The 469-nt window shown below is 68.9% G+C and carries 1 pseudogene; it reads right to left on the bottom strand.

Features of this window, described 5'->3' with window-relative positions:
- Positions 1-469, bottom strand: a pseudogene (locus AC08OV_RS13960) (IS6 family transposase); the annotation flags it as partial.

The raw sequence follows: 469 nt of genomic DNA, 5'->3' as shown, positions 1-469 counted from the left end.
ACGGACGCACCGGGCAACCAGCGACGGGTGAGGGTCGGTCGGAGTCGTGCTTGAGTCGTCCGTGGTCGGCTTCGATCCGGTTGTTCTCCCGGGCTGCGTCGACATGGCAGGCCTCGGGAGCGGCTCGTCGAGGCTCCGCGGGTAGGCCGGGTCTTCGTCGGTAGTGACCTCGACCGGGCGGCGCCCCTACGGCGGCGCCCGGGTGAAGAACTGGCGGGCAGTCGCCTGGTCGCGGCGGGTACTGGTGAGAACGTCGATGACCTGGCCGTACTGGTCGACCGCCCGGTACAGGTAGGTCCACCGGCTGGCGATCTTGACGTAGGTGTCGTCGACATACCACCTGTCGCCGGGCCGGGCCAGCTCGACCAGCAGAGGCGTAAGGCGCTGGACCCAGCGGTAGATCGTGACGTGATCGACATCGAGGCCGCGTTCGGCGAGCAGCTCCTCGACATCGCGGTACGACAGGGCG

Source organism: Frankia sp. CeTa3Moorea (assembly GCF_978021225.1).
The sequence above is the reverse complement of the archived record's forward strand: the minus strand, read 5'-3'. Positions and strand labels throughout refer to the sequence as shown.